The organism is Ruegeria sp. CDSC025 (assembly GCF_059610805.1).
Window position 1 is genome coordinate 30,200 of record NZ_JBXWOJ010000009.1, and the last position, 21,098, is coordinate 51,297.

21 protein-coding genes are annotated in these 21,098 nt (G+C 53.2%); 7 read left to right on the forward strand and 14 right to left on the reverse strand.

The window, feature by feature from the left end; all coding sequences use genetic code 11:
- Window positions 1–123 precede the first annotated feature (123 nt).
- The 7 genes from AC2FH8_RS13570 (at window position 124) to AC2FH8_RS13600 (ending at window position 6,877) form a co-directional block, all read left to right on the forward strand.
- Complete coding sequence (locus tag AC2FH8_RS13570) at window positions 124–885, forward strand: hypothetical protein (protein WP_496689983.1); 762 nt, start codon at window positions 124–126, stop codon at window positions 883–885.
- Window positions 886–1,034: 149 nt separating this feature from the next.
- The gene (locus AC2FH8_RS13575; protein WP_170787098.1) at window positions 1,035–1,592 is read left to right on the forward strand and encodes a recombinase family protein; all 558 of its coding nucleotides are present in this window, start codon (window positions 1,035–1,037) and stop codon (window positions 1,590–1,592) included.
- Window positions 1,593–1,826: 234 nt separating this feature from the next.
- On the forward strand, window positions 1,827–2,603 hold the full coding sequence (locus AC2FH8_RS13580; RefSeq protein WP_496689984.1) for a nuclease-related domain-containing protein: 777 nt from the start codon (window positions 1,827–1,829) through the stop codon (window positions 2,601–2,603).
- Between the two features lie 2,175 nt (window positions 2,604–4,778).
- Window positions 4,779–5,210, forward strand: coding sequence for a c-type cytochrome (locus AC2FH8_RS13585; RefSeq protein WP_496689985.1), 432 nt, complete (start codon window positions 4,779–4,781; stop codon window positions 5,208–5,210).
- 10 nt (window positions 5,211–5,220) lie between these two features.
- On the forward strand, window positions 5,221–5,562 hold the full coding sequence (locus tag AC2FH8_RS13590; protein ID WP_496689986.1) for a copper resistance CopC family protein: 342 nt from the start codon (window positions 5,221–5,223) through the stop codon (window positions 5,560–5,562).
- Window positions 5,559–6,431, forward strand: a complete 873-nt coding sequence (locus tag AC2FH8_RS13595) for a CopD family protein (protein ID WP_496689987.1) — start codon at window positions 5,559–5,561, stop codon at window positions 6,429–6,431. The genes AC2FH8_RS13590 and AC2FH8_RS13595 overlap by 4 nt, the downstream gene beginning before the upstream one ends.
- 77 nt (window positions 6,432–6,508) lie before the next feature.
- A complete protein-coding gene (locus AC2FH8_RS13600) occupies window positions 6,509–6,877 on the forward strand; it encodes a c-type cytochrome (RefSeq protein ID WP_496689988.1) in 369 nt (122 codons plus the stop codon).
- Between the two features lie 120 nt (window positions 6,878–6,997).
- On the opposite strand, the gene AC2FH8_RS13605 is transcribed toward AC2FH8_RS13600, so the two are convergent.
- The 14 genes from AC2FH8_RS13605 to ehuR all read right to left on the reverse strand — a co-directional run bounded on the left by AC2FH8_RS13605 (window position 6,998) and on the right by ehuR (window position 21,022).
- Entirely contained in the window at window positions 6,998–7,423 is a 426-nt protein-coding gene (locus AC2FH8_RS13605) for a hypothetical protein (protein WP_496689989.1), read from the reverse strand.
- A 184-nt stretch (window positions 7,424–7,607) separates the two neighbouring features.
- Window positions 7,608–8,981 (reverse strand): aspartate aminotransferase family protein, encoded by a 1,374-nt coding sequence (locus AC2FH8_RS13610; protein ID WP_496689990.1) that lies wholly within the window; start codon window positions 8,979–8,981, stop codon window positions 7,608–7,610.
- A gap of 11 nt (window positions 8,982–8,992) precedes the next feature.
- Window positions 8,993–10,468: an NAD-dependent succinate-semialdehyde dehydrogenase gene (locus AC2FH8_RS13615; protein ID WP_496689991.1), complete on the reverse strand. Its 1,476-nt coding sequence runs from the start codon at window positions 10,466–10,468 to the stop codon at window positions 8,993–8,995.
- A 112-nt stretch (window positions 10,469–10,580) separates the two neighbouring features.
- Window positions 10,581–11,063 carry an Lrp/AsnC family transcriptional regulator gene (locus tag AC2FH8_RS13620; protein WP_142637871.1) on the reverse strand — a complete coding sequence of 161 codons (483 nt, stop codon included), beginning with the start codon at window positions 11,061–11,063 and terminating at the stop codon, window positions 10,581–10,583.
- A 23-nt stretch (window positions 11,064–11,086) separates the two neighbouring features.
- The gene (gene doeB, locus AC2FH8_RS13625; RefSeq protein WP_496689992.1) at window positions 11,087–12,079 is read right to left on the reverse strand and encodes a N(2)-acetyl-L-2,4-diaminobutanoate deacetylase DoeB; all 993 of its coding nucleotides are present in this window, start codon (window positions 12,077–12,079) and stop codon (window positions 11,087–11,089) included.
- A gap of 3 nt (window positions 12,080–12,082) precedes the next feature.
- Window positions 12,083–13,270, reverse strand: coding sequence for an ectoine hydrolase DoeA (doeA, locus tag AC2FH8_RS13630; protein ID WP_496689993.1), 1,188 nt, complete (start codon window positions 13,268–13,270; stop codon window positions 12,083–12,085).
- Window positions 13,271–13,285: 15 nt separating this feature from the next.
- The gene (gene eutC / locus AC2FH8_RS13635) at window positions 13,286–14,278 is read right to left on the reverse strand and encodes an ectoine utilization protein EutC (protein WP_496689994.1); all 993 of its coding nucleotides are present in this window, start codon (window positions 14,276–14,278) and stop codon (window positions 13,286–13,288) included.
- A 1-nt stretch (window position 14,279) separates the two neighbouring features.
- Window positions 14,280–15,269, reverse strand: coding sequence for a hydroxyectoine utilization dehydratase EutB (gene eutB / locus AC2FH8_RS13640; protein WP_496689995.1), 990 nt, complete (start codon window positions 15,267–15,269; stop codon window positions 14,280–14,282).
- Between the two features lie 20 nt (window positions 15,270–15,289).
- On the reverse strand, window positions 15,290–16,054 hold the full coding sequence (gene eutA, locus AC2FH8_RS13645; RefSeq protein WP_281995530.1) for an ectoine utilization protein EutA: 765 nt from the start codon (window positions 16,052–16,054) through the stop codon (window positions 15,290–15,292).
- Between the two features lie 8 nt (window positions 16,055–16,062).
- Entirely contained in the window at window positions 16,063–16,500 is a 438-nt protein-coding gene (locus AC2FH8_RS13650; RefSeq protein WP_496689996.1) for a universal stress protein, read from the reverse strand.
- 12 nt (window positions 16,501–16,512) lie between these two features.
- Window positions 16,513–17,799 (reverse strand): TRAP transporter large permease, encoded by a 1,287-nt coding sequence (locus tag AC2FH8_RS13655; RefSeq protein WP_281995528.1) that lies wholly within the window; start codon window positions 17,797–17,799, stop codon window positions 16,513–16,515.
- A 2-nt stretch (window positions 17,800–17,801) separates the two neighbouring features.
- Window positions 17,802–18,374 carry a TRAP transporter small permease gene (locus AC2FH8_RS13660; RefSeq protein ID WP_496689997.1) on the reverse strand — a complete coding sequence of 191 codons (573 nt, stop codon included), beginning with the start codon at window positions 18,372–18,374 and terminating at the stop codon, window positions 17,802–17,804.
- A 138-nt stretch (window positions 18,375–18,512) separates the two neighbouring features.
- Window positions 18,513–19,532 (reverse strand): TRAP transporter substrate-binding protein DctP, encoded by a 1,020-nt coding sequence (gene dctP, locus AC2FH8_RS13665; RefSeq protein ID WP_271950046.1) that lies wholly within the window; start codon window positions 19,530–19,532, stop codon window positions 18,513–18,515.
- Window positions 19,533–19,627: 95 nt separating this feature from the next.
- On the reverse strand, window positions 19,628–21,022 hold the full coding sequence (ehuR, locus tag AC2FH8_RS13670; protein ID WP_496689998.1) for a MocR-like ectoine utilization transcription factor EhuR: 1,395 nt from the start codon (window positions 21,020–21,022) through the stop codon (window positions 19,628–19,630).
- Window positions 21,023–21,098 lie beyond the last annotated feature (76 nt).

Here is a 21,098-nt window from a genome sequence, read left to right on the forward strand (position 1 = left end):
CTATAGGTATCTGAGGGCGTCCTTCCCCCATACCCCCTCGGTTTCGATCGCATATTTACAATGCAGATAACTTCTCCGATTTGTGCGTTCTCTGTCTAAGAACGATCCAAGAGGCGCGTCATCATGAAAGACGGTTCAACATCTGAACTACGGAAATACCTTGCTGCGGCAGACCTGACCAACAAGGAGGCGCTCAATGAGTACTCTACCTTAATTCAAGGCGTAGAGCTTTGTGACAGTTTCTTCTCTGAACAGCTTCTTAAAGAGAGCCCTAAGATGGGTGCTACGCAAGGCATCCTCGCAATGCAGGCACGTATGCTACTTTTTAGCGCAACCCGAATGGCCCTATCAGGACATGCAGCAGCTACACTGCCACTACTGAGGACGTCACTAGAAGCCGCTTGTTATTCCTATATGGTTGGTCACGATAGTGATAAAGAGACGATCTGGCTCAATCGACACAAAAGTGAAGAGGCAGGCCGCGCCTGCAGAAGAGCCTTTACGTCGGCGGTTACTGATGCTGCAAAGCTCATTGAGGCACAAGACGGAGTTTCAGTCGGTACGCAGCAGTTAATTAGTGGCGCTTACCAAGCATCCATCGACTTCGGTGCCCATCCAAATCCCAAATCTGTTCTACCGCATCTGCGGATAGATAAAGAACGCGAGGACGGTAAAATCGAAGTCGGGCTTGTTGCTCTCCACTCTCTAGGGACGTTCGAGTACAACAGATCGCTTTATGCATGTGTGGAGTACGGCTTCATTGCCGCGCTCGTAATTGCCTGTGGGCTACGCGAACGGGGCGAGGAAGTAATGATCGGCCTACATGAACTCAATGACGCCAAAGAAATGTTGGTGTCGGAGTATTTCACAGAAAGTGTGGATTGAAGGCGAACTACACAACAGCGACTGCCTCACTGGACCCTGCCCCAGCGACACAACTGGCACACAGGCAAAGTGTGTCTCACAGGTATTGACTTTGCATTTTGAGACAATATGTATCTCAATATCTAAGACTTTGAGAGACGGATAAGATTATGCTTGTTGGCTATGCTAGGACTTCCACTTTGGATCAGACGGCTGGACTTGATGCTCAACTACGGGAACTGGAACGAGCTGGGTGCGAGAAGGTATTTACCGAACAGGTATCCTCAGTGGATGTCAGAGCGCGTGAGAAGCTCACAGAGGCGCTGAATTTCATCCGTGAGGGCGATCACCTAGTAGTCACCAAACTGGACCGTCTTGCACGCTCTATGGCCCACCTAATGGAAATCCGCAGTCAACTTGAGGGCGTTGGGGCGCATCTAACAGTTTTGGGATTGAACCTCGACACCTCAACTGCTCAAGGCAAGCTGATGTTAAATCTATTGGGAAGCGTTGCCGAGTTTGAGCGGGAGATTATGCTGGAACGTCAGCGGGAAGGAATTGCTAAGGCAAAGGCTGCAGGTAAGTACAAGGGTCGCAAACCTACGGCAAAGGCAAAGTCGGGTGATGTGATTGCTCTTGCGAGTGAAGGGATCGGCGCTACGGAAATCTCTCGTAGGCTGGGTATAGGTCGGGCGTCCGTGTATCGGATACTTAGTGCTCGACAATAGCTTTTCTTCGAGATGTATAGAGGCTCTTGTTTGGTGCGCATTGCTCAAAACAATCTATCTTCTTTGCACTTTGCGTGCACCAGATTTGTCATAATCTAACAACCTTTTGGCGCCTGCTAACAAGCGGTCGCACTTCAAAAAACCCAAGTAACAAAATGTCCATTCAAATTCTGAGCCTGGTGCGCAGCAGTGCAGCGTTAGATCAACTTCAACAAAGGAATGGTTTGAATTGTTATGCTAAAATTCCTGTTGAAATCCGCTTTTTGGGCACTTGAAGCAAGTTACAATACACCTGAAAGAAAAGGCGCCAGAGGTGAACGTCGGGTGCATTCAGCACTCACATCAGTATTGAATGAAGAAGACTATCAGGTCTTGTCCGATTTAACGCTTCCCGTAGCCGGTGGCACTACTCAGATCGACCATCTCCTGATCTCTCGCTATGGCATCTTTGTTATTGAGACAAAGAACATGTCCGGTTGGATTTTTGGCAGTCCCGACCAACGTAGTTGGACCCAAGTGCTAAAAGGCGGCAAGCGCCGCAGTTTTCAAAATCCGCTTCGGCAGAACTATGCCCACGTGAAGGCCGTCCAAGTCATCTTGGGTATTGAGGAAAGTCTTTTACACAACTTTGTGGTGTTTACAGGCTCGGCCCGACCAAAAACGGCGATGCCAGAAAGCGTCGCTTGGGGACTGCAAGACCTCGGAAGGCTAATTGCAGTCGAGAAGAGGATTGCACTCTCGGACGTACAAGTGACCGCGTACGTAGCGAAACTACGCAACATAGCCTTGGAAAACAGCAGGGAGACCAAGAAAGAACACCTGCAAAACCTGGAGAGGATGGCTGCTTCCAAAGTAAAAAGCTCGACAGGCAGGCCTAATGGGCGAATAGGCCGAACATCTTGTCCGAGATGCGGCGCTAATATGGTCAAACGCACTAACAGGAAATCGGGTAGTGCTTTCTTTGGGTGCGTGGAATTTCCCAAGTGCCGGGGAACACGAAAGGCTACTTAGAAGGTTGGAGAAAATGCTGTCCGTTTTTCGGTTCAGCTTAAGCCCTCCCTCAATTGAGCAAGTAACCGGCCGGACAGATTACAAAAAGCGTGATCTGTCTGCCCCGCTGGATTATCACCAGATGCGTATCAATACCTCTTAGTTATGGTATATACATTATATATATTATTGATATTATGATGATTGATCTTCTGGACTAAACAAACAAACCACTACCTAGTGATTGATCCAATAGAAATATTATAATAAACAAATACTTAATATCATACTATGGCCGGTAGTATGTCCAAAAAATTGTCTATCGCAATATCGCATAAATCAATTAACTGATGCACAGTGCAAAGTACTTCGATGGCCGGTCCTTTGTCAGCACTAGTGACTAAAACTATAGTGAATTCAGTTTGAACATTCAGACAATCTATCCATTTTCAAAGTCATTCGGTTTGCTTGCCTACAGGCGCCACTAACCATGGCTAAGAACTACAGTATCAACTTTGCCTAGTCTCAAACTACAACCAACAGAGAACGGTCTGTTTTGAACGCTGGGCCTCTTATGCAGATGGCGCATCACCCAAAGCATACAATAGAAGAATTGCTAACAACGGTGACCCTACGATGGAGATGAGCACCCAGATCAGACCAGACCGGTTTCGGTTCTGCGCCATATTCATAGGCACGATTATCCAGAGCCAAATCACAAAAGCCAGTGCAAGGGCGCTTGCCACAATAGCAACAATTGTCTCCACTATTACTGCTCCTCCTTATCTGGTGAACTCCATTGCCCACACTCAGGTGCAGACAACTCCACTGGATCTGCAGAGACCACTAGCTTAGGGTCCACCCGACACATTCGCATTTGACCAGTTTCCGTATTGGTTTGAACCAACAAGATACCGGACAACATGAGGGTTTGGTATTTACCCTCGTCTGCATTTGCTAGTGACGTGGTAGCAAGCATAAAACCCAAGGCAGTCGCAGTCCGTTTCATGCGCGTTGCTCCATATCAATATACCTATCAATGAGCACCGTGCCGCATGTAAACAAGACAGTAAAGAAGTCCTGCGTTCAGGTCATAGTCAATTAGATGCCGAGGATTATGCACTTCTAAGTGTGACACTTGATTGAGACACACTATAAAACAAAACACTACAATAGTGTTTATTATCAATTCACTAGGGCACAGCGGACCAGCACTTGAAACCATCGCCTATAAGAACCAGAAGCCTGTCGCGAGCTAACAAGTAAAATGGACCAATCAGATTAGGCTAGCCTAAAATGCTCACTAGCGACACGCTCACTCAAATGCCTCACAATGAACCTCGCTAACAACATCATGGTGAGGTCCATAGCAACCTTCAGCGCCCCGGCGATGCCAATCACCATGGTGATGCCCGCCCGTGCATGCGGCGACAGCTATTAGTACGGCTAAAAACGTCACCGTTCTTCGAGAGATTATTATGCGATGGCTCTCATACATATGCGAACCAGACTACCGATAACTCGGCAAAAAATGCTTTGACGCAGGTCAAAGCTCAACTTCAATATCGCCCACATCTCCGCAGTCAAAGGGTCGGTATTATGGTCCTTCTCCTATTTCTGGCTTCGAAGGAAGGACGGCTTCAAAGACAACCCAAACCAAAATTTGGTTGTGATCCTAAAATCCAGAGGTGCTGGCGTTGCCATACTCATTCACCTGCAGTAGCGTCCTGAACCATGCTCATCCGTCGATACTCACTTGTGCTACTAATCGGCTTTCTGGTTATTCTGACTGGTTTTGGCAACATTGCACATGCACTATCAAACGACTGCATCGGCCTTCACTGTGAAGACCACATCCAATCGGCTGAACACGCTGGCGCGGCGAACAACGTCAGCGATATCTCGACCTCAAGCAACCACCATGCCCCGGAGAGTTCTAGAACCGAAGAGTGCAATCCCTTTATCTGCCAAGCAGTTGTATTGCTCCACCAGAACGCTGAAGCCGCACAGGGTCAACGTGATATTGACCCAGAGTTCCAGGTTAGAGCCCAAGCCAAGCTGAATGAACCAGATAGCCTGTATAGGCCCCCTGACCTTTGAAGCAGCGTAAATCCTTGCGGACGTAAGCGACAAGCACGTGCGGCTGTTCGCGATGTTTCGCAGCACTACTAGCTTCCAAAATGTCAGGACCAGTCCATGAAAAAAAGATACTTATTAGTCGGCGTATGCACCGTCGCTGCCGTCGCCGCTTTCAAAACTCTTCGACCCGGTTCAATCGAAGAGGCTGCACCACTGGAACCACTTGAAGGCGATGCTATGGTCGCTATTCAGATGCCGCCCATAGAGGGGAATGCCGCAATCGGCAAGCGTGTCTTTGAGGTCTCCTGCGCCTCCTGCCACGGCGTCAATGCGGTTGGTGTAGAAGGCGCAGGACCGCCTCTGATCCACAAAATATACGAACCCAGCCACCACGCCGATGAAGCCTTTCAGCGGGCGGTTTCACAAGGTGTAAGAAGCCACCATTGGCAGTTTGGAGACATGCCGCCAGTGGAAGGTCTGACGCGAGGTGACGTTGCCATGGTGATCGCGTACATTCGTGAAATTCAACGTGCCAACGGGATAAATTGAGGACAGAACCATGAAAAAGATCATAATGCTCGCACTCATGGCTGCCCTTCCCAGCGGCGTACTGGCGCATTCCAAGGTCGAAGAAACAACCCCTGCCGACGGAGCCACAATAACTACTGTGCCCGCTGAAATTGGCCTCAACTTCTCTAAGGACATCCGGCTGACACGGATAGAGATGGCCCATGAAGAACACTCGGCAGTAAGCCTAGATTTGGGCGACCAGACAAGTTTTGGTCAAGAGTTCACGATCCCACTGCCGAGCAATGGAACGGGCACCTATGTCATCGAATGGCGGGGTTTAGGTGAAGACGGCCATGCGATGCAGGGCGAGTTTTCCTTTACCGTGGAATGAGCATGCCAGACATTTGGGGTATTGCCACGATCCTCGCAAAGCTGGGGCTCTACATCGGCTTTGCGGGGTCCACCGGGCTTGTAATTGTTAGTTGCCTCTATTCCGGCTTTGTCGCACCGATAAACCTCGGGTTAAAGCGCCAAGCTAGGGCCTTAGCGTGGCTCGCTCTCGCCGCAACGGTTGTTGGTTTCATGCTTCGTGGAGCCGCCTTAACAGGCGGAGTTGATGGCATGGTCGATCCAGAGATACTTGGTCTGCTTTGGCAGACATCCGTGGGCGACGCCCTTGTCTACCGCCTTATCGGCGCAGTGATGATCCTTGTGGGGCTGTCTGTTCCTCGCTTTGGTCAATGGATCGCACTGTTGGGTGGCACAGTGGCTTTGTGGTCCTTTGCACAGATCGGGCACGTACCCGAACTCGAGAGTGTTGGCGTCCAACTCTTACTCCTGTTGCACCTGCTTTGTGTAGCCTTCTGGGTGGGCATCTTTAGCCCGCTACGGAGTATGGCTCTCATTCCTGAACACCTCACAGATGCTGCTGAACTAGGTCATAGGTTTGGGCAAACTGCCGCATTGGTTGTACCGGCCTTGATCGTTGTTGGCCTATGGATGGCTTGGCTACTTGTGGGCAACCTCCAAGGGCTCTTGTTCACTGGCTACGGGCAGGCACTGTTGTTCAAAGTGTTGCTGGTGGGGCTGTTGTTGACCCTCGCCGCAGCGAACAAGCTCCGATTTGTTCCGTCCATGCAAAGCGGAGATGCTAAAGCAGCGCGACACCTCGCCCGATCTATCGAGGTTGAGGCAATAGTCGTATTAGTGGTTTTGGCGACAACAGCCACACTCACGAGCGTACTAACGCTTCCGAGTTAAGGTAGGCAGAGATGAAAAAACACCTTTCCGCACTTGCTATATGCTGCATTGGTACCAGCATCGCTGCAGACCATGAGTTGTTAGATAGAGACCTCGCGAATGGGCAGGAACTCTATGCAGAGCACTGTGCCTCATGCCATGGAGGTAATCTGGAAGGCCAACCCAACTGGCAGACACCCGACGACGACGGAGTGTTGCCTGCTCCACCACATGACGTGACAGGGCACACATGGCACCATGATAGCCAGCTACTGTTCGAGTACACCAAGCTAGGTGGGGCGGGCGCATTGGCAGCACGTGGCATTAAAGACTTCAACAGTGGCATGCCCGGTTTTGAGGGCATCCTGACTGACGAAGGTATATGGGACGTGCTGGCCTACATACGCTCCACTTGGCCCGACGATGTTCAGCAAATGCAGGCCAGCCGCAACCTGCCGCACCAGTAGAAGGCAGTAGTCCGGTGTAGGTTTGGGCATGCACAGTTCGACGTAGCAGGTTGCGCACTTCAAAGTGTGACACTAGGGTGAGACACACTACAAACCAACACACTACAATAGTGTTTACTATCAGTGCATTAGGCGTTCGGCGGCGTTTCCCCTAGGCTCCACCAAAACTTCATTCAGAGAACTTGTGTCACTTAAGACTTTGAATGGAAACGACAATTCACCGGTTCGAAGACCTGTTTTGGGAGAGTAACTTGCCTCCTGAACAAACAGCATTCTAAGCAGAGCCCTCTTGCCCCTATAGTCGCTTTTTTTCCATACTTTCCAAGATTTTGACAGAATTTCGGCGACCGGTTCGAACATCTCTTCAAAATTCCTATGCGGAACTTCGAAACCTTCCAACTTCCGCTTGAGCTCTTCCTGCTTCATCGTCTGTCTGGCTACAGGAATGACAACCCACACGTTGCGGACTTTTCCGCCGCTCCACCCATGATTGATAATATCTGGTCTGTAGCACATTGCGACAATTGTGACGTGTGCTTGTTTCAAGTTTCAATCTTGGCCGCTTTGACCGGATTGGGCCGTATAGTAAGGAATCTTGGAATTGCGGCCTGATCCAGGCAATATTGCCAAATCAAAGCGGTCTCAATCGAGTGCTGTGCCCACCCCGGAGTTTGATGCGGTAATGTCGACCACTATCCACTCAGCCAAGGGTGGGCGAGACAGACATCCCCTAGCCTAATACTGCTGTAACCGCGCGCAGAGTTGCGGCGACGACGGTATCAGCTTCTTCACGACTCAGGCAAAACGGTGGCGCGAAGCCCAAGATGTCGCCTTGCGGCATAGCGCGTGCGATGACCTTATCCTGTGCCAAAAGAGCGGCTGAGACTTGCGGGCCGATCTTGTCCGCGGAGTCAAAGAAGGTGCGGCTATCTTTATCCTTCACGAACTCGACCGCGCACAACATTCCTTCGCCGCGCACATCGCCGACATTGGCGTGTGCTGACAGTGCATCCCTCATCGACTGCTTCAGATAAGCGCCGACTTTGCCTGCGTTTTCGATCAGGTTCAGATCATCAATCAGTTTGAGGTTTGCCACACCGGCCGCCGCCCCGATCGGGTGTGCCGAATAGGTCCAGCCGTGGCCGATGGCGCCGTTTTCATCCGTGCCCTGCTCCAGCACCTTCCACACTTTTTCAGAAACAATCGAACCTGACAGCGGCGCGTAGGCCGAGGTGAGGCCTTTGGCGATGGTGATGATATCGGATTCCAAGCCGTAATGCTCCGACCCGAACATGCTGCCCAGGCGGCCAAACCCGGTCACAACTTCATCGGCAACCAACAGGATATCATGCTTGCGCAATACGGCCTGGATGGCGGCCCAGTAGCCTTCGGGCGGGGGCACGATACCACCGGTTCCCAGCACCGGCTCGCCAATAAACGCGGCGATTGTATCAGCGCCTTCACGTTCAATCAGCGCCTCCAGTTCAGTAACGCAATGCGCGACGAATTCGGCTTCGCTTTGGTCCAGATTATCGCGGCGGAAATAATAGGGCGCTTCGGTATGAACCACCTGCGTGAGCGGCAGATCGAACTTTTTGTGGAATAGTTCCAGCCCAGTCAGCGACCCGGTGACAAGGCCCGAGCCATGATACCCTCGCCAGCGCGAGATGATCTTTTTCTTTTCGGGGCGGCCCAGGATATTGTTGTAATACCATATTAATTTGACGTTGGTCTCATTTGCATCTGAACCGCCCAGGCCGAAATAGACCTTGGACATGTTCGAAGGCGCGCGATCAAGGATCATCTTGGACAGGGTGATGGAGGCTTCTGTGCCGTGGCCTACGTAGGAATGATAATAGGCCAACTCGCGGGCTTGATCCGCAATCGCTTCGGCAATTTCCTGACGGCCATAGCCCACATTCACGCAATAAAGTCCTGCAAAGGCGTCCAGCAATTTGGTACCATCACGGTCTTCGATATGGACCCCGCTTGCGGTTTTGATCACACGGGTCGCTGTTTCGCCCCGCGCGTGCTGGGCCAGATGAGTGGAGGGATGGAAAAAGTTCTCGCGGTCCCATTGGTCAAGTTGATCGTTCTTCAGCATCTTTTCACTCCTCATGCCCAGTCGCGGCAGACATATTTGATTTCGGTAAACTCTTCCATTCCCCGCCTTGCCCCTTCACGGCCCAGACCGGATTGTTTGGTGCCGCCAAAGGGGATCGGCGCGCCGGTGACCTTGGTGCGATTCACCGCCACCATGCCAAATTGCAATTCACGAGATACGCGGTAAATACGGCGTGGGTCATGGCTGTGCAGATACGCAACCAGACCGTATTCGGTGTCATTGGCCCGGGCGATCACCTCTTCTTCGGTATCAAAGGGCGCAATGGCCGCCACAGGGCCAAATGTTTCCTCTGACATAAGCACGGCATCGGCGGGCACGTCGGTCAGAACCGTGGGCTGATAAAACAGCGGGCCGAGAGGATCCCTTGCACCTCCGCACGCCAGTTTGGCCCCCTTGGCCAGCGCATCGGCGACATGTTCTTCCTGCTTTTGAACCGCCTTTTCATTCATCAGAGGGCCGATGTCGGGGTCGTCCATACCGATGCCAAGGGACAGCCTGCGGGTCGCTTCGGTAAACTGCGAGCAGAATGCGTCGTAAATTGAGCGCTCCACAAATATCCGATTGGCGCCAAGACAGTCCTGCCCGGATGTGGCGAATTTGGCCTTGATCGCTTCAGAAACCGCAATTTCAAGATCGGCCCCTTTGAACACAATCACCGGTGCATGCCCGCCTAGTTCCATTACAAGTTTTTTCACTGTGTCGGCGGACTGACGGTAAAGTAATCGTCCGATTTCGGTGGAGCCTGTGAACGAGAGTGCCCGAACACGGGTGTCTTTCGTCCAAGGTTCGACCACGGTAGAGGCCTGGCCGGTGACCACGTTGAACACGCCCGCCGGAATACCCGCCTTTTCCGCCAGTTCAGCCAACGCGAGGGCCGAAAACGGGGTTTCACCTGAGGGGTGAGCCACAACCGTACATCCCACTGCCATGGCTGCTGCTGCTTTGCGGGTCAGCATGGCAGCAGGGAAATTCCACGGTGTGATCATTGCCACCACCCCAACCGGCTCTAGCCAAACCTCGACCTCGGCATCGGGCAGATGGCTGGTGACGCCTTCAACATTGGGTCGCTTGGCCTCTTCGGCGTAGAATTCTACAAAAGACGCGGCATAATCAATTTCACCGCGCGCCTCGGACAGGGGCTTGCCCTGTTCCAGTACCATGATCCGTGCCAGATCTTCTTTGTGGTGCAGCATCAGGTCGAACCAACGGCGCAGAATGGCGGATCGGTCTTGTGGCAAGAGGCCCGACCAGGTCGGAAAGGCGGCCTGTGCCGCATCCACGGCGGCAGAGGATTCCTCTGCCGAAAGGCTGGCGGCCTCACCGATAACATCGCCAGTTGCCGGATCGGTGACGCGGATGGTGTAACCCGACGAAGCTGCACACCATTTACCATTCACATAGGAAAAACTACGCGCCAAAGATTTGTCAGCAATATCATCGCGCGCAGAAAGTGCAGTTTCTTTCATGGATACCTCTCCCTCGATGCCCGACAATGTCGGGCATTACAGGCAAAGGATGAGACCAAATTTCGGGTCCAAAGCAGAGTATTCTGCTGTCAACCATCTCTCAGGCAGAGGGTTACTCCTGCCATCCAGCAATGAGGGAAATCGGCGGAACGCCCTGCCCCTTCACTGGTTTGGTGACAATATAGGTAAAATATTTTTCCAGACCTATGTCAGCATTGAGCATTTCATCAATCAGGCGTTGATAGGCATCGATATCGCGCGTCACGATTTGCAGGATGTAATCAAATCCTCCGCCAAGCGCCCAGCAGGCCAACACTTCTTCATAGCGTTGCATTGCGGCCTCAAAAGCCTGAAAGCTGGCAGCGGTATGATCGGACAGTTCGGCCGCAACAAAAACAGTTACATGTGGCCCAAGTTTGCGCAGGTTGATCTCGGCTCTATATCGCTTGATCAACCCGGCTTTTTCCAACTTTTTCAGCCGCTCCCAGCAGGGGGTGGGCGACAGGCCAACGCGGTCGGCCAAAGCCGTTTTTGTGATGCGCCCGTCGGTTGAAAGCACCCGTAGAATATCCAGATCGCGGGCGTCGAGCCGCATGGTCTCACCTCCGGGGAATAGAGTTATCCAACTTTCAACCCGATCACCGCCGCGCAATCGCCCGCCTTGATGAGACCGGGAAAGTGGCGACTGATCAAAAGGCCCGTAACTTTGGCGCGGTATTCAATCGGGGCAATCCCGGTGCGATCAACCGGCCAAACGCGGGCCACAACATCGCCTTGGCTGACCTGTTCACCAAGGTCAACCATCGGCTCGTAGAGGCCATCGTTTTCCGAGAACACGAAGCAGTTACCATCGGGCATATCCAGGCGCACGGTTGGATCAATCTGCATCTCACCCTTCAGAATTCCTGCATGGATTAGCACATTGCGCAGGCCCTTTTTTGCAACAGCAATCGACTTGGCTGTGGCAGAGCCACCACCGCCCAATTCTGTTGAAACCAGAACCTTACCCATATCTTCGACCGCGGTGTCGTACATTCCGACATTGTCGATCTCCAATAGCTGCACCGAATAGGGGGCGTTAAAGGCGGCCATCGCGGCGAAACAGGCCGTTTCATTGGCTTTATCTTCAAGGATATGGGCCGCCGCGAAGGGCACGAAATCCAGCGTTTTTCCGCCCGAGTGAAAATCCACCGCAATATCGGCCATTGGCAAAAGAACGCGCTGGAAATAGTCGGCAATCTTTTCGGTTGGGGTGCCATCTGGCCGGCCCGGAAAGGCACGGTTCATATTGCCTTTGTCGATGGGGGACGTGCGTAACCCGGCGCGAAAAGCGGGATAATTGAAGGCAGGCACGATGATCACGCGTCCGGTGATGTCCTCGGGCTTTAGCGTAACCGTCAGTTCTTGCAACGCCACGGGCCCTTCATATTCATCGCCATGGTTGGCGCCGGTCAGCAAAGCCGTAGGCCCATCTCCGTTTTTGATAACCGTTAGCGGGATCATAATTGACCCCCATGCACTGTCATCCCGGCTGTAAGGCAGCCGTAGGAAACCGTGGTGGATACCATCGCTATCCAGCGGGATCGTCGGGGAAATTGGGTTGGGTGTCATTACTCAGTCCTTCACAACCATTTTGCGGGGCACGTTGGCCAGGCACTCATGGCCGGTTCTGGTGATGCGGATGCTTTCAGTAATCTCAAAACCCCAATCCTCCATCCAGAGGCCGGTCATGAAGTGCAGGGTCATGTTCTCCTGCAGAACCGTCTTGTCGCCAGGGCGAAGCGAGAAGGTCCGCTCGCCCCAGTCAGGCGGGTAGCTGACACCGATCGGGTAACCGGTGCGGTTATCTTTGGTGATCCCGTATTTCTTTAGCACGCTGAAGAAGGCAATGGCGACATCCTCGCAGAGGTTGCCCTCTTTTGCAGCCTCCAGCCCGGCCTCCATGCCCTCAAGCACAGCCTTTTCAGCGTCGAGGAATGTTTGCGTGGGCTTTCCAAGGAAGACCGTGCGCGACAGCGGGCAGTGGTAGCGTTTGACGACACCTGCGATCTCGAAAAACGTGCCTTCGCCGGATTTCATTGGCTGATCGTCCCATGTCAAATGCGGGGCTGAGGCATCCGCGCCTGAGGGCAAAAGTGGCACCAGCGCGGGATAGTCTCCGCCCGCACCGATCTGTGCGTCATAGCGTAAGGCCGCATCATAGATTTCCGCCACCAGATCGCATTTGCGGATGCCCGGCTCGACCTTTTCAAAGATACGTTCATGCATACGGCCCACAATGCGGCCTGCTTGGCGCATGTATTCCAGCTCGGTTTCAGATTTTACCGCGCGCTGCCAGTTGACCAACGCAGTCGCATCGGAAAATTTGGCATTTGGCATGTGGTGCTGTAGCGCGGCAAAGGCCGCAGCTGTGAACCAGTAGTTGTCCATCTCAACGCCGATATGGCCCTTATCCAGCTTACGATCGGCCAGCTGTGCCGACAGGTAGTCCATCGGGTGACGTTCGGTGGATTGTACATAATGGTCCGGGTAACCGATGATATTGGCGGGATCCATAAAGCAGGTGCGAAGCGCGCCATTGGCATCTTGTCCACGGCCGTACCAGACCGGCTCGCCAGTGAGACTCAGCACTACGCATTGATGCACGTAAAAAGACCAACCGTCATAGCCGGTCAACCAGTTCATGTTCGAAGGGTCCGTCACGATCAGAAGGTCAAGCCCACGTTCGGCCATGGCGGCGCGGGTTTTTGCAATGCGCTGGCTGAACTCATCGCGTGAGAAGTGGAGTTTTGGTTCTGGCATAAAGTTAATCCGTTGTTAGCTTGAAAACGTGGTGCCTTTGCCTGAGTTTTCCGCGCGCTGGCGAGCAAGCGTGGCAATGGCGGTATCCTGGACACCCGTACCTGTCAGGTCAGCAATAATGGTGTCACTGTCGGATTGTCGCCCCGGCGCCTTGTCGGAGGTGATATCACCCAGTTCAGCAAACCTGCCATCAGCCGGGAAAATGCCCACCGCAATGGCGCTGCGCAGCTCGCCTTTGAGGGCGCATTGGGCTTGGCTGTCGGGCACATAGAGCGTTGCCTTGGCAAGACAACCCGGGTCAAGCTCGACCTTGTGTTCCTGATCCGAACCCATCGCAATGACAAGCTGCCCCGGTTGCAGCCAGTCCGCTTTGATCAGCGGAATGTCCGAAGGGGTTGTCGTGACGATGATATCTGCCGAGGACACGGCACCCGCCCTATCAGTGCTGGCCGCGACGTCGACCCCAAGTTCTTCGCGAAGGCTGGAAGCCAATGTTTCGGCCTTGGCCGCATCCCGCGCCCAGATCACAGCGCTTTCGATGCCGCGCACAAGGGTCAGCGCCTTGAGTTGTAGCTTCGCCTGCACACCAGCACCGATGATACACGCGCGTGTCGCATCCGCGCGCGCAAGGTGGCGCGCAGACACCGCTCCCGCAGCGGCGGTGCGCACATCCGTGAGATAACCATTATCCAGAAGCAAAGCTTCCAGAACGCCAGTGGTGCTTGAGAATAGCACCATCAAGCCTGATGTGCTGGGCAGGCCCAGCTTGGGATTATCGAAAAAGCCGGGACTCATCTTCATGGCAAAGCTGTCTATGCCGGGGACATAAGCAGACTTTACACATACCTCGCCATTATGATCGGGGACCATCAGTGTCATGATCGGCGGCATGATAACCTTGCCCCCGGCGAGCGTCGTAAAGCCCTGTTCGATGCAGTCCACCGCGTCCATATCCAGTGGCACCAGATCGCGCAATTCGGTTTCTGTCAGAATTTTAATCTGCGCCATTTTAGCCCTCCGCCGTTACATCTACATCTTCGCCGGAAATGATCCGGTGATGCAGCTGCATGTCGATGTTTCGCCCCGAGATCAGCGCGACGCACCGACCTGGGTCTTTGATTTTTCCCGCCAGAAGCGCGGCAATGCCGACACTGCCGGACCCTTCAATGATCTGACGTTCCTGCCAATAGGCGTGGCGGATGGCAGCAGCGATCTCGGTCTCGGTCACAAGAATCAGATCATCAACAAAGGCACGAGTCATGGCAAAAGTGTGCTGGTTGTCCAATCCAACCCCACCGCCCAGCGAGTCGGCCAGTGTCGACAGTTCTTCGACCAGAACCGGTTTCCCCGCCTTCTGGCTTTCATACATAGCCGCCCCGCGCTCCATCGAAATTCCGATAACGCGGACCTGCGGATTAACCGCCTTCATCACCATCCCGACGCCGGAAATCAGCCCGCCGCCCGACAGCGGCACTAGAACCGTTTCAAGATCCGGGGATTGTTCCAGCATTTCCAGTGCAACGGTGCTTTGCCCGGCAATGATATCGCGATGATCAAACGGGGGAAGCATGACCATCCCATCGGCGACCAGCCTGTCAACTTCTACCTGTGCGTCATCCTGAGAACGCCCGACAATGCGCACCTCTGCGCCCTGCGCCTTGATCCCATCCACTTTGTTTTGTGGAACCAGCTCGGACATGCAGATGATACACCGCACCCCGGCCTGCTTTGCCGCATAGGCCAAACCGCGCCCGTGATTGCCCGTCGATACACCTACCACACCTTTGGCGCGCTGCGCATCGCTAAGTGACAACACAGCATTGGATGCCCCGCGCAGCTTGAAACTACCGGTGATCTGGCCTTGCTCCAGCTTGAGGCGAATATCACTGCCCGTGGTTTTGCTCAGCACGTCTGAAGACATCGTCGGTGTAACCCGGATCGACTGTGCGATCCGCGCGCGCGCAGCAAAACTATCCTGAAGTGTGATTTCAGAGCTCATCTCTTGTTCTGACTTTCTTCCTATTTACTGAACAACATACCGCCCGCGGGATAATTCGAAGTAATCCCAAGATGCCTCATGCAGCGCCAAACCATCGCCTGATTGGAGGTAACAACCGGTTTGCCAAGCCGGGCCTCCAATTGTGCGACACATGGGGCGGCACGCACCGCCGTACAGGAAATAAAAAGCGCATCAGCATCGGGATCGCACGCAGCAACACCACCTTCGATAATGCTGTCCATTGAGACGCGCGCCATGTCGCGATCATCGGACAATCCAAAGCAAACAGCGTTCACCACGTCGAGGCCGTGTTGCGAGAAATAGGTGACCAGAGAATCCGTCACATCCTGCGTATAGGGCGTAAGAACGCTTACTTTTTTTACCCCCAAAGCCTCAAATGCATCAAAGGCTGCCGAGCTGGGTGTGACGCAAGGCGTGCCCGGCTTTGCGCTGTTCATGTGCTCGGCCACTCTGTCGTTCCCCAAAACTACCGAAGCTGCCGTGCATCCATAGACCAATACATCTAGCGCCTCGCCAGGCAGAATCTCTGCTGCGGCATCGGTCAGCAGCGGCCCTGTCTTCAAAAGGCTTTCATGTGTGGTTGGGTTTTCAAACCCGATCCGGTTTACATATACGCCCACATCATGCCCTTGCAGAATGCGTGCGAAGTCAGTTTCCGTCGTATGATCCGTGGCCAGCGTGACCAGCCCGATACGATGTGTGACAGGGCGAGCATCCAGGGCGAGAGCCACAGACGAAGTCGAAGATTGTATATCCAAAGCCATTGCCATCCTCACACCACCAGAACTGGGCATTGCGCAAGGCTGGTCACCTTGTGAGAGACGCTGCCCAGCAAATAGCCCTCAATCGATCCCAATCCCCGGCTGCCCATGACGATCAGGTCATTCTCATGTTCTTTGGAAAAGCTGACGATAGTCCGCGCCGTTGGCCCGCCTTTGACAAAGGCCCGGATGTTCTCGCACCCCGCCTCGCGCGCAATGGACGCGCCGCGTTCAGCAGTTATCTTTGCGTGATCGCGCATGATCCCGTCAATATCATCGGGCTTTTCTGCATCGATGACATACATCGATCCTTCCAGTATCGAATGATGACGGTAAAGCGTCAGTACCAACATTTCCGCATCACACAACTTAGCCAATTCAGCGGCTTTGCGAAGGGCGGCCTCTGATCCTTCAGACCCGTCAAAAGCAGCGAGTATTGATTTGAACATTTGTCGCTCCTTTTATTTGTTAAATGCGATGTCGCGCAAAAACAGTGCCACCTGCGGGAAGAAGATCATCAAGACCGAGACACTCAAAAGCATGATCACGAAAGGCGGCGTTCCTCTGATTACTTCCAGATAGGGACGTTTGAACACCGCAACCGCCGTGAAGATATCGCATCCGAACGGCGGGGTGGCCGAGCCGATGGCGGCCTGCAATGTGATCAAAGTGCCGACCAGAATTGGGTCCAGCCCGGTTTTCTCGACCACGGGCGCAAAGATCGGAACAAAGATCAAGATGACCACGATGGGATCCACGAACATACAGCCGATGAAGAACGCAATCGCGATTGTGAACAGGACGCCGATCTGCCCCATTTCATCAATGCCAAGAGCGCCCAAAATCTGTTGCGGTATCTGCGCGAATGACAGAACCCAGGCAAAGGCAGCACCTGCCCCCACCAAAATAAAAACTACCGCCGTTACCATGCCCGTTGACAGGGCGACCTGGTATAGGCCGGTGATTTTCATTGTTTTGAAAATGAAGACTTCCAGCAACACCGCATAGGCCACGCTGATTGCTGCGGCTTCGGTCGGGCTGAAAACGCCGAAGAAGATGCCGCCGATGATCAGAACCGGGAAACCCAGCGGCCACAAGGCCCGTTTCACCGCTGCCGCGCGTTCGCACCATGTGGCGGCCGGTTCAGTGGGGACGTCATTTATTTTGGCGTAGATCATACTGTAGACCGAGAACATGAACAGGATTAACAATCCGGGCCCGATGCCCGCGATGAACAGTTCAGGGATGGAGGCCTTGGCAACTACACCGTAGATGATCATCCCAATACTGGGCGGGATCAAGAACGCGATGTCACTTGAGTTGACGATCAGGGCCAAAATGAAAGAATCCTTGTAGCCACCTTTCAGCATTCGTGGCCTGAGTGGCGTTCCCACCGCAACGACCGTGGCTTGGGTGGACCCGGACACGGCACCGAACAATGCGCAAGCCGCAGCTGTACTGACGGCCAACCCCCCTCGAACATGGCGAACAAAGGCCATGACCATATCAATCAGCCGCCCTGAGGACTGGCCACGTGTCATGATATCCGCTGCCAGAATGAACATAGGCACGGCGATCAATGAAGAGGGCCGGATACCACCCAACATTTGCTGAATCATAAACTCAGTTTTGTCGATTGTGCCAAACAACTCGATCACGCCGATGAACGCGCCGGCAATGAGGGGTACCATCATCGGGAAACCCATAAGCAGCAGGACAACCATTGCGGAAAACATTAAGAGTGCCATGGTTAAAGCTCCACTTCCAGTTCCCGCGCATCTGCTTCTCGCAGGTCAGTTGACAGGTAGATTTCAGGTTCCTGAAGATTTTTGATGAAAGTGAGCGCGTATTGAACCCCGGTCACAAACAGCCCAATCGGCACCCAGAGGTAGCTGAGATAAACAGGGAATCCGAGGGCAGGATAGACCCGCCCCTTGGCGTACATGCTGATGATGTATTGCACAGCGTACCACGCCAAGAGCAGCAACAGTACAGCGGTGACTCCCGTGACTACAACCATCAAGATTTTTCTGACCCGTTCGGGTAACGCGTCTGAGATGGCGGACATGCGGATATGCCGACCATGGCGCGCGGCGTAGCCGATACCAGCAAATGTCACCAACAATATGAATATACTGTTCAACTCTTCGGCGAATATAATGGAGTGGTTGAAAACAAACCGGCTGATGACATTTGCGATGGTGTTGACTGCCATCAGAATGACGCCTGTGGCCATGATCACCCGCTCAAGCGCAGCGATCCCCTTGTCAATGCCATCAACAATTCCGGCAAGGCCCGACTTTTTCTTCGTCGTTTCGCTCATATTCCCCCCGAACATTCGCAACATAGGCTGATCGCCGGTTTACTATTTCCAAATTGCAGGCCCGAACTATGGTTCTGGGCCTGCACCGATTTTTCAGATGAACACATCGCAAACGTGATGGATGCCTGTGGCAAAGCGCTACTGCTGCGCAGCCGCTAGATCCTTCTTCATTTGCTCGAGGATGGCAGCGCCACGTTCGCCCGCTCTTTCGACAAAGGCTGCTTCGACCGCTTTTGCACGTTCTTTAAAGGGTGCACGCTCTTCCTCGGTTAGCCGGTTTATTGTGTAGCCCGGATTGCTCTCCTGAATTTTTGCCAGACCGGTTGCATCCAGTTCGACGGCAACATCAAGAATATAATCGAGTGCGACTTGCGACGCATTCTGAACAAGTTCTTTGTCCGCATCGCTTAGCGCGTCGTAAAACTCGGCATTTGCCATCACAGCAGTCGTGTACTGACCATGTCCCGTATAGGTCATCACATTAGTCAGGTTATCCAGATCATAGGCCTCGATCCAAATTGCCGGGTTTTCTTGCCCGTCAACCATTTTAGTTTTCAGTCCGCCGATCAGCTCGCCCCAAGGCATGGCAATCGGAGAAGCGCCAAAGGCCGTGTAAGTCTCCAAAAGCAATGGTGAGGTCATGGTCCGAATTTTCATACCTTCCAAATCGGCAGGTGTCCGAAATTCCTCCATTGTAGTGACCACCATTTCACCTTCCGGGAACACCGACAACAATTCCAGTCCCTGTTCACGATAGATGTCGTGGAACATCTCGTTTACAGCGACGCCTTCTTTGAAAAACTTGCGCACGACTTGAGGGTCCGTCGGCTGGATATATGGCACCAGAAAGGCTTCGGCTTCTGGGATCAACGCACCGGTGAAACCTGGAGATTGATCAATGAACTGCAGCAATCCAGCCTGGGCCTGCTCCATGGCGTCGGCCGATTCACCAAGCGTACCCACAGGATAAATCTGGACTGTGTGATCCGAGTTGGCTTCGATTTCCTCTTTGAACTTGGTGGCGTACAGGCCTTGCGGATCTGTCAGCCCCTCTTCCATCGCATAGCGCCAATTGTCCGCATAAGCGGCAGTTGAGGTTAGTAATGCAGCAGCAAGGGGTGCGCAGACGCGCAGGGCAAAACGTGCAGTCTTGGTCATCATATCCTCCCAGATATCACCTTCTTTGTTAGTGATGTTCCACCACATCCCGAAGATTGTACTGCGAGTCAATTATTATATTGTTGCGCTACATTCTAATAAGCGAATTGCGGCAAAGGCTCGCGTGGGCGCAAAAGTAAACCGGCCAGAAGCTTCAGAGCTTGGCGAAAACGTTCGATTTCGCGAATGCTTCCCACCGAAATGCGCACTGCATTTGTTGCGGTAGCCTTGGGAGAAAGGAATGGGCTTTCGGGGGACACCGCAACATTTAGTTCACGGGCATGGGCGACAAAACTGTTGGAATCCCAATCTGGAGGGAGCTGCAACCAAAGATGCAAACTGGCCGGATGGCCCGTCCATTTAAAACCAGCAAGCTCTTGCGTTGCTATATGATACCGCTTGACAATTTCCGCGCGCTGCCAATCCGCCAGCGCTTGTGCTGTGCCATCTTCCACCCAGCGTGAGGCAAGTTCGCAGATCAGCGGCGTTGCCATCCAACCAAATACGATCAGTCTCGCTGTCAATGCAGGAAGCAAATGGTCCGGAGCAACGGCATAACCCGCACGCAACCCGCTGACCGTGCATTTGGTGAACGTCGTCAGGTAGACCGACAGTTCTGGTGCGAACATCGAAACAGGCGGCTGGCGATCCGCTGCGACCGGACCAAACGCATCGTTTTCAATAATATGCAGCCTATGTTTGCGGGCGATTGCAGCAATTTGGCGCCGACGTTCCTCTGGCATCATGTGTACATTAGGGTTGGCAAGAGATGGTAATAAATACAATACCTTAGGGGACTTATCAACGCACGCCCTTTCCAATGCATCGGGCAGGATTCCGTGCTCATCAGTTTCAAGGCCAACATGTCGGTATCCGAAATATGCGACACTCGAAACCAAGAGGTGATGCGTGACCATATCTGACAGAATGACATCGCCAGGACGCAATATCGCAGACATTGCTGCCGACATTCCATGCGTTACCCCATTCGTCATGAGGACCGAATCTGCATTTGTCTCAAGGCCGCAATGTGAAAGCCATTTGACTCCCGTTTTTCGGTGAGTTTCGTGGCCTACATTCGGGCGTGTAGAAAGATATATTGCCGGGTCGAGCCCGGCATGCAAAGTCCTCAGCGTTGATTGCATCGCCTCAACATGCAGGCCATTAAACAAGGGGCGCGAAATCGACATGTCGAACAAGTTTCGAGGTTCTGACTCTAACTTGAATGGCTGTCCGTCGGTTTTGTCAGTGTCGACAACATAGCTGCCACGCCCAATCTGACCATCTATCAGGTTTTGGCGACGCAGAATGTCGTAAGCTTTGCTGACGGTATTAACGCTCAACCTCAGGTCATCGGCCAGTTTCCGGTGTGTTGGTAATTTCTGTCCCGGTGACAAACTGCCGTCTTCAATCGCGCCTGCAATCATCGTGGCAAGGCTCGTATGCAGCGGTGAACTCAGCGTATCTCGGGATGGTTTCCAATTTGTCATGCGACAATAGTAACCAATTCGAATTCGCGAACAAGCAGATCAATCACAAAGAGCTTCACAGGGGTCGGAATTACAG

What these genes read in the sequence shown, in the direction of transcription:
- dctP (WP_271950046.1), bottom strand. Translation starts at nt 19,532, where the DNA reads ATGACCAAGACTGCACGTTTTGCCCTGCGCGTCTGCGCACCCCTTGCT.
- AC2FH8_RS13650 (WP_496689996.1), bottom strand. Translation starts at nt 16,500, where the DNA reads ATGTTCAAATCAATACTCGCTGCTTTTGACGGGTCTGAAGGATCAGAG.
- AC2FH8_RS13570 (WP_496689983.1), top strand. Translation starts at nt 124, where the DNA reads ATGAAAGACGGTTCAACATCTGAACTACGGAAATACCTTGCTGCGGCA.
- AC2FH8_RS13655 (WP_281995528.1), bottom strand. Translation starts at nt 17,799, where the DNA reads ATGGCACTCTTAATGTTTTCCGCAATGGTTGTCCTGCTGCTTATGGGT.
- AC2FH8_RS13615 (WP_496689991.1), bottom strand. Translation starts at nt 10,468, where the DNA reads ATGAAAGAAACTGCACTTTCTGCGCGCGATGATATTGCTGACAAATCT.
- AC2FH8_RS13580 (WP_496689984.1), top strand. Translation starts at nt 1,827, where the DNA reads ATGCTAAAATTCCTGTTGAAATCCGCTTTTTGGGCACTTGAAGCAAGT.
- doeA (WP_496689993.1), bottom strand. Translation starts at nt 13,270, where the DNA reads ATGCCAGAACCAAAACTCCACTTCTCACGCGATGAGTTCAGCCAGCGC.
- eutC (WP_496689994.1), bottom strand. Translation starts at nt 14,278, where the DNA reads ATGGCGCAGATTAAAATTCTGACAGAAACCGAATTGCGCGATCTGGTG.
- eutA (WP_281995530.1), bottom strand. Translation starts at nt 16,054, where the DNA reads ATGGCTTTGGATATACAATCTTCGACTTCGTCTGTGGCTCTCGCCCTG.
- eutB (WP_496689995.1), bottom strand. Translation starts at nt 15,269, where the DNA reads ATGAGCTCTGAAATCACACTTCAGGATAGTTTTGCTGCGCGCGCGCGG.
- AC2FH8_RS13575 (WP_170787098.1), top strand. Translation starts at nt 1,035, where the DNA reads ATGCTTGTTGGCTATGCTAGGACTTCCACTTTGGATCAGACGGCTGGA.
- ehuR (WP_496689998.1), bottom strand. Translation starts at nt 21,022, where the DNA reads ATGACAAATTGGAAACCATCCCGAGATACGCTGAGTTCACCGCTGCAT.
- AC2FH8_RS13585 (WP_496689985.1), top strand. Translation starts at nt 4,779, where the DNA reads ATGAAAAAAAGATACTTATTAGTCGGCGTATGCACCGTCGCTGCCGTC.
- AC2FH8_RS13590 (WP_496689986.1), top strand. Translation starts at nt 5,221, where the DNA reads ATGAAAAAGATCATAATGCTCGCACTCATGGCTGCCCTTCCCAGCGGC.
- AC2FH8_RS13620 (WP_142637871.1), bottom strand. Translation starts at nt 11,063, where the DNA reads ATGCGGCTCGACGCCCGCGATCTGGATATTCTACGGGTGCTTTCAACC.
- AC2FH8_RS13610 (WP_496689990.1), bottom strand. Translation starts at nt 8,981, where the DNA reads ATGCTGAAGAACGATCAACTTGACCAATGGGACCGCGAGAACTTTTTC.
- AC2FH8_RS13660 (WP_496689997.1), bottom strand. Translation starts at nt 18,374, where the DNA reads ATGAGCGAAACGACGAAGAAAAAGTCGGGCCTTGCCGGAATTGTTGAT.
- doeB (WP_496689992.1), bottom strand. Translation starts at nt 12,079, where the DNA reads ATGACACCCAACCCAATTTCCCCGACGATCCCGCTGGATAGCGATGGT.
- AC2FH8_RS13595 (WP_496689987.1), top strand. Translation starts at nt 5,559, where the DNA reads ATGAGCATGCCAGACATTTGGGGTATTGCCACGATCCTCGCAAAGCTG.